Here is a 6,559-nt window from a genome sequence, read left to right on the forward strand (position 1 = left end):
GAGGAGGCGCGATGGCGTCGGAGGGACGGGCCGAGGGCGGCACTGCGTGTGCTGACCCCGGGGAGGACGTGGACCTGCCGCCGGGCCGGTCCGGAGGCGTCTTCGAGCAGGTGAGCGCGGTCGCCGACGCCGTCCTCTATGAGGGCTACCTCCTCTATCCCTACCGGCGCTCTTCGGCCAAGAACCGCGTCCGATGGCAGTTCGGGGTGCTGTTCCCCCGGGACTGGGTGGAGTCGGACGGTCCCGTCGTCCCCGGCATCTCCGGTTCCGCGGACTCCTGGTACCAGCAGACCGAGTGCCTGCTGAGGCTCCGGCAGCCCGGCGCGGCCGTACATGTCCGGCTGCGTTGTCTGCAGATGCAGCGCAAGCAGGTCGAGGAAGCGGACCGGGACGGCGGACACCGCCCCGTCGAGTCGCTGCGCACCGACGACGGCGCGACCCATCTGACCTTCGACGAGGCCGTGCCGCGCGAGTTCGATGCCGTGATCCCGCTGGACGAGCTCCTTCAGGGCGAACACGCCGTTGTGGTGGCGGCGCCGGCCGGCGAGGACGTCGAACCGCTGCTGGGCCGCTCGGGCCGGGTGGTGCGGCGCCGCGAGCAGGTGCGGGCCAGCCTCACCGTCGCCGCCGAGCGCCTCGCGCCGTATCTCTGCCGGCTCCGGGTGCGCACCACGAACACGGGACCCGCGCCGGATTCGGGAACCCCGCGCGACGAGGCGCTGCGCCGGGCACTCATCGCCACGCACACCCTCATCGGCGGTGACGGCGTCGAGTTCGTCTCGCCGACCGATCCACCCGCGGACCTGCGGGCCCATGCGAGCGCGTGCCGCAACGAGTTCACGTTCCCCGTGCTCGGCGGTGAGCCCGACGCCGTCGGACGCGTCCTGCTGTCCGCCCCGATCATCCTGCCCGACCACCCTCAGGTCGCCCCGGAGAGCCCCGGCGACCTGCACGACGCGGCGGAGATCGACGAGATCCTCACCCTGCGCACGATGCTGCTGACCGACGAGGAGAAGCAGGAGGCGCGCGCCACCGACCCGCGGGCCGCCGCGATCCTCGACCGGGTCGACACCATGCCGCAGGAAGTCTTCGAGCGGCTGCACGGCGCCGTCCGCTCCCTGACTCCGTCGGCCACGGCGCCCACCCGGGCCACCCCGTCGCCCCTGGCTTCCCCGCCCGCCGAACGCCCGGCCTGGTGGCAGGAGGGCGCCGACGACGGTCTCTCCCCGTCCACGGACACCGTGCTCGTGGACGGCGTACCCCTCGGAGCGGGCAGCCGGGTAAGGCTCCGCCCACGGGGTCGCGGCGCCGACGCCCAGGACATGTTCCTGGCCGGGCGGACCGCCGAGGTCGCCGCCGTCTTCCACGACGTGGACGGCAGCGTGCACCTTGCCGTCACCGTCGACGACGATCCCGCGGCCGAACTGCACACCTGGTACGGCCGCTTCCTGTACTTCCGGCCGGACGAACTCGAGCCACTGGAGCCCGCTCCATCCGAAACCCCCCGCAGCGGAGGCCGATGACATGGCAACGCACAGCAGTACCGCCGAGGTCAGCAAAGAACCCGGTCGAGCCGAGGACCGCGAGGGCTTCGACGAGATCACCATCCTCTGGATCTCCGAGGGCATGAGCTGCGACGGCGACACCGTCTCCCTCACCGCCGCCGACCAGCCCTCCATCGAGGACCTCGTCCTGGGTCTGATCCCGGGCCTGCCGAAGGTGAACCTGGTCAACAAGGTGCTCTCGCCCAGCCTGGGCGGCGAGGACTTCCTCGCTCCCTACCGGGCCGCCGCGCGGGGCGATTTGTCACCGTTCATCCTCGTTATCGAGGGTTCGATCCCCAACCAGAACATCATCGAGGGCGACGGCTACTGGACGTCCTTCGGCAACGACCCGGAGACCGGTGAGCCGCAGACCCTGAACTGGTGGATCGACCAACTGGCCCCCAAGGCCTGGGCGGTGGTCGCCGCCGGCACCTGCGCCACGTTCGGCGGCATCCACGCCATGTCCGGCAACCCGACCGGCTGCATGGGCCTCGCCGACTACCTCGGCTGGGACTACACCTCCCAGGGCGGCCTGCCGGTCGTCAATGTGCCCGGCTGCCCGATCCAGCCCGAGAACTTCATGGAGACCCTGGTCTGGGTCCTCTACCACGCGGCCGGCTCCGCGCCCCCGCCCCCGCTGGACCACATGCTGCGCCCGCAGTGGCTGTTCGGCCGGACGGTCCACGAGGGCTGCGACCGCGGCTCGTACTACGAGCAGGCCAGCTTCGCCAAGGACTACAACTCGCCCAAGTGCCTGGTCAAGACGGGTTGTTGGGGTCCGGTCGTCAACTGCAACGTGCCCAAGCGCGGTTGGATGGCAGGCATCGGCGGCTGCCCGAACGTCGGCGGCATCTGCATCGGGTGCACCATGCCCGGCTTCCCCGACGCGTTCATGCCGTTCATGGACGAGCCCCCGGGCGGCACGCTGTCGTCCCTGGCCATCAAGCCGTACGGGGCCGTCATCCGCAGGCTGCGCGGCATGACGAACGAGCTGGTCAACCACGAGCCCAGGTGGCGCCACAACAAGCGCAAGCTGACCAGCGGCTACGACCCGCACTGGCGCCCCTGATGGCACCCCGCGCGCGGCTCCCGAAGCCGCACGACCCCCACCGCACGACCCACCCGCACATCACCGACAGCGAGGGGCAGCACCGCAGATGACCACCACCGAGGCCCGGCCCACGGAGCGCAAGCCGCCACAGCTCGTGGACATGTCCTGGGATCCGATCACCCGGATCATCGGGAACCTGGGCATCTATACGAAGATCGACTTCGCCAACCGGGAAGTCGTGGAATGCCACAGCACCTCGTCGCTCTTCCGCGGCTACTCCGTGTTCATGAAGGGCAAGGACCCGCGCGACGCCGGCTTCATCACGTCCCGCATCTGCGGCATCTGCGGCGACAACCACACCACCTGCTCCGACTACGCCCAGCAGATGGCCTACGGGGTCAAGCCGCCCCCGCTGGCCGAGCACATCGTCAACCTCGGCGAAGCGGCCGAGTACATGTTCGACCACACGATCTTCCAGGACAACCTGGTCTTCGTGGACTTCTGCGAGGCGATGGTCAAGGCCACCAACCCCGGCCTGCTGGCCCGAGCGGAACGCACCGAGGCGCCCCGCGGGGAGATCCACGGCTACCGGACGATCGCCGACATCATGAAGGCCTTCAACCCCTTCGAGGGCGAGGTCTACAAGGAGGCCCTGAAGGTCAGCCGGGTCACCCGTGAGATGTTCTGCCTGATGGAGGGGCGGCACGTCCACCCGTCCACGCTGTATCCGGGCGGCGTCGGCACGATGCCCCAGCCGACCGTCTTCACCGACTATCTCGCGCGCCTCATGCGGGTCATCGACTTCGTGAAGAAGGCCGTCGCCATGAACGACGACGTCTTCGACTTCTTCTACGAAGCACTGCCCGGCTACGAGGAGGTCGGCCGCCGCCGCGTCCTGCTGGGCTGCTGGGGCGCCTTCCAGGACCCCAAGGTCGTCGACTACCGCTACGAGACGATGAACACCTGGGGCAAGGCGATGTACGTCACGCCCGGCATCATCGTCGACGGCGAACTCGTCACCAACAACCTGGTCGACATCAACCTCGGCCTGCGCATCATGCTCGGCAGCTCCTACTACGAGGACTGGGTCAACGAGCAGCCCTTCGTCACCCACGACCCGCTCGGCAACCCCGTCGACATGCGTCACCCGTGGAACCAGACCACCGTCCCGGTGCCGCAGAAGCGCGACTTCGACGACAAGTACAGCTGGGTGATGAGCCCGCGCTGGTACGACAAGCGGACCGACCAGCACCTCGCCCTCGACACCGGCGGCGGTCCGCTGGCCCGGCTGTGGTCGACCGCGCTGAGCGGTCTGGTGGACACCCCGTACATCAAGGCCACCGGCCACAGCGTGCGCATCTCGCTGCCCAAGGGCGAGTCGCTGCCGGAGACCACCCTGGAGTGGCGCATCCCGCAGTGGAGCAACACCATCGAACGCGACCGCGCCCGGCCCTACTTCGTCGCCTACGCGGCCGCCATGGCCCTGCAGTTCCTCGAAGAGGCCATGGGACTGGTCCGCGCGGGCGAGACCAAGGTCTTCGAGAACTACGAGGTGCCCGACGAGGCCATCGGCTGCGGCTTCCACGAGGCGGTCCGCGGTGTCCTCTCCCACCACCTGGTGATCAAGGACAAGAAGATCGCCAACTACCACCCGTACCCGCCCACCCCGTGGAACGCCAGCCCCCGCGACATCTACGGCACCCCGGGTCCGTACGAGGACGCCGTCCAGGGCCAGCCCATCTTCGAGGAGAACGGGCCGGACGACTTCAAGGGCGTCGACATCATGCGCACGGTCCGCAGCTTCGACCCCTGTCTGCCTTGCGGCGTGCACATGTACGTCGGCAAGGGCAAAACGCTCACCACCCTGCACTCGCCGACGTACGGAGCGAACCATGGCTGAGGCCGGTGCCGCCCGGCTGGCGGACCCGGACGTGGAGGCCCGGCTCGCCCGGCTCGACGAGCTGCTGGCGGGCCTGGAGTCCGCGCCCGGCCCCACCACCCGCTCCGCGACCGAGGCGGTGGGACTGCTGACCGAGGTCTACGGCGAGGCGCTGGCCCGCGTCATGGACCACGCGGACGGTCAGCTGGCCGAGCGCCTGGCCGACGACGAGTTGCTGGGCCACCTGCTGGTCCTGCACGACGTCCATCCCGAGCCCGCGGAGCGCCGGGCGGCCCGCGCGGTCGAACGGCTGCGTCCCGCCGTACAGGAACGTGGCGGCGACGTGGAGTGGGCCGGCGTGGAGGGACAGGTGGCCCGGGTGCGCATGACGGCGGGCGGCGGATGCGGCTCGGGCTGCGGTGCCGGGGCACTGGACGTCACCGACGCGGTCCGCGAGGCGGTACTCGCCGTGGCACCCGAGCTGACGGCGGTGGAGCCGCTCACCGCGGCCGCGGCCGCACCCCCGCCCGCGTTCGTCCCACTCGCCACGCTGACGCACCGGGGCGCACGGTGACCACCGACGGGGCCCTGGCCCGCCTCATCCGCTCCTCGGCCGACCGCGCGGCGGCGGCCCGGGTGGAGGCGTGCGACCTGTGCGCCGCGCGGGTGCCGGACGAGCACGCGCACCTGTACGACACCGGCCAGGACGAGGTGCGGTGCGTCTGCGGCCCCTGCTCGGTGCTGTTCGCCGGGGCCGGGGCGGGCGACGGCCACTACCGGCTGGTGCCCAGGCGTCGGATCAGGCTGCCCAAGGTCGACACGGCGGCGCTGGGCGTACCCGTCGGCCTGGTCTTCTTCGTGCCCCGGACGGACGGCACCGTCACCGCGCAGGGCCCGAGCCCCGCCGGTGCCATGCGGTGGGAGGTGGACGGGTCGGCCTGGCTCGGTCTCGCCGAGACGTGTCCGCAGCTCGCCACCGTGGAACCCGAGGTGGAGGCACTGCTGGTGAACACCGTCCACGGCCTCGACCACCACTGGATCGTGCCGATCGACGACTGCTACCGGATGGTCGCCGTCGTACGCCGGGAATGGCGCGGCCTGTCCGGCGGCGGGCAGGTCTGGCCGGCCGTCGAGCGGTTCTTCGAGGACCTCACCGAGCGGTCCTGAGCACGTACTCCGCAGGTCGGAGGCGAGGAAGGAGATCACCCCATGGGCAGCATCAGAGTGGGCCGGGCCCAGGCGAAGCCCGACACCCCCGGGCACGTGGCCGGCATGCACCAGGGCAACCGGGGGCGGTACGAGGACCAGAAGGGCCACCACGAGGACGGCACCGCCGACGCGCGCCGCTCCACCGGGATCCATTGGAAACGGCATGACGTGCTCGTGGAGACCATGCCGAACATCTCACCGGGATGAGAGACAGCAGGGAGTCGCCGCAATGAAGGTCCAACGAGCACAGTGGTCGGCTGCCACGGGCAGACGAGCCGGCCTGAGCGGACAGCGGGTGCTGATGGCCGAGGCCGCCCTTGCGGGCGGCCTGGTCCTCGCCCTGCTGGCCTGGGAATGGCCCAGCCTCAGGCGGGAGGCGCGGATCTGGCGGATGGCCGGCGGGTTCCGTGCCGGTCGCCGGTACCCGTGAGCCGGTCGTGCACGAACTGTCGATCGCGACCGCGATCATCGAGCGTGCCGGTGAGCTGGCCCGGGCCGACGGAACCGAGTCCGTCTCGGCGGTGACCGTCCGGGTCGGTGAACTGGCGGGCGTCGTCCCCGACGCCCTGGATTTCGCCTTCGAGGTGGCCCGCGACGGCACCCCCCTCGCCGAGGCGCGGCTCGTGGTCGAGCAGATCCCCGCGCAGGCCTGGTGCGGCCCGTGCGCCGAGGAGTTCCCGGTGGGCATGCCCCCGTTCTTCTGGTGCCCGCGCTGCGACGTGCCCTCCACGGACCTGCGCAGCGGCCGGGAACTCGAGATCGCCGGGATCGAGCCGTCACCGGCCCGCGCGGACCGCTTCGACCGATGGGCCCTGTGGGGCGTCCTGGCCGGTGCCGCGCTGATGGCGTGGATGCGGCCCACCGACGCCGTATGGG

Annotated in this window: 8 protein-coding genes; all 8 read left to right on the top strand. The window is 70.9% G+C overall.

The annotated features are described in order from the left end of the window. The first annotated feature begins 11 nt into the window (after nucleotides 1–11). Complete coding sequence (locus ACWGDB_RS25605; protein ID WP_453824553.1) at nucleotides 12–1,523, top strand: hypothetical protein; 1,512 nt, start codon at nucleotides 12–14, stop codon at nucleotides 1,521–1,523. Nucleotide 1,524: 1 nt separating this feature from the next. Beyond that, nucleotides 1,525–2,613: an NADH-quinone oxidoreductase subunit B family protein gene (locus tag ACWGDB_RS25610; protein WP_453824554.1), complete on the top strand. Its 1,089-nt coding sequence runs from the start codon at nucleotides 1,525–1,527 to the stop codon at nucleotides 2,611–2,613. An 88-nt stretch (nucleotides 2,614–2,701) separates the two neighbouring features. Further along, nucleotides 2,702–4,495 (top strand): nickel-dependent hydrogenase large subunit, encoded by a 1,794-nt coding sequence (locus tag ACWGDB_RS25615; RefSeq protein WP_453824555.1) that lies wholly within the window; start codon nucleotides 2,702–2,704, stop codon nucleotides 4,493–4,495. Beyond that, nucleotides 4,488–5,048 carry a NifU family protein gene (locus tag ACWGDB_RS25620; RefSeq protein WP_453824556.1) on the top strand — a complete coding sequence of 187 codons (561 nt, stop codon included), beginning with the start codon at nucleotides 4,488–4,490 and terminating at the stop codon, nucleotides 5,046–5,048. The genes ACWGDB_RS25615 and ACWGDB_RS25620 overlap by 8 nt, the downstream gene beginning before the upstream one ends. Further along, complete coding sequence (locus ACWGDB_RS25625; protein ID WP_453824557.1) at nucleotides 5,045–5,641, top strand: DUF5947 family protein; 597 nt, start codon at nucleotides 5,045–5,047, stop codon at nucleotides 5,639–5,641. Before ACWGDB_RS25620 ends, ACWGDB_RS25625 begins: the two co-directional genes overlap by 4 nt. Nucleotides 5,642–5,683: 42 nt before the next feature. Next, entirely contained in the window at nucleotides 5,684–5,890 is a 207-nt protein-coding gene (locus tag ACWGDB_RS25630) for a hypothetical protein (RefSeq protein WP_453824558.1), read from the top strand. Between the two features lie 22 nt (nucleotides 5,891–5,912). Continuing rightward, nucleotides 5,913–6,113 (top strand): hypothetical protein, encoded by a 201-nt coding sequence (locus tag ACWGDB_RS25635; RefSeq protein ID WP_453824559.1) that lies wholly within the window; start codon nucleotides 5,913–5,915, stop codon nucleotides 6,111–6,113. 7 nt (nucleotides 6,114–6,120) lie between these two features. Continuing rightward, nucleotides 6,121–6,559, top strand: a 439-nt coding sequence (hypA, locus tag ACWGDB_RS25640; protein WP_453824560.1) for a hydrogenase maturation nickel metallochaperone HypA, incomplete at its 3' end; no start/stop codon positions are given.

The organism is Streptomyces sp. NPDC055013 (assembly GCF_053608645.1).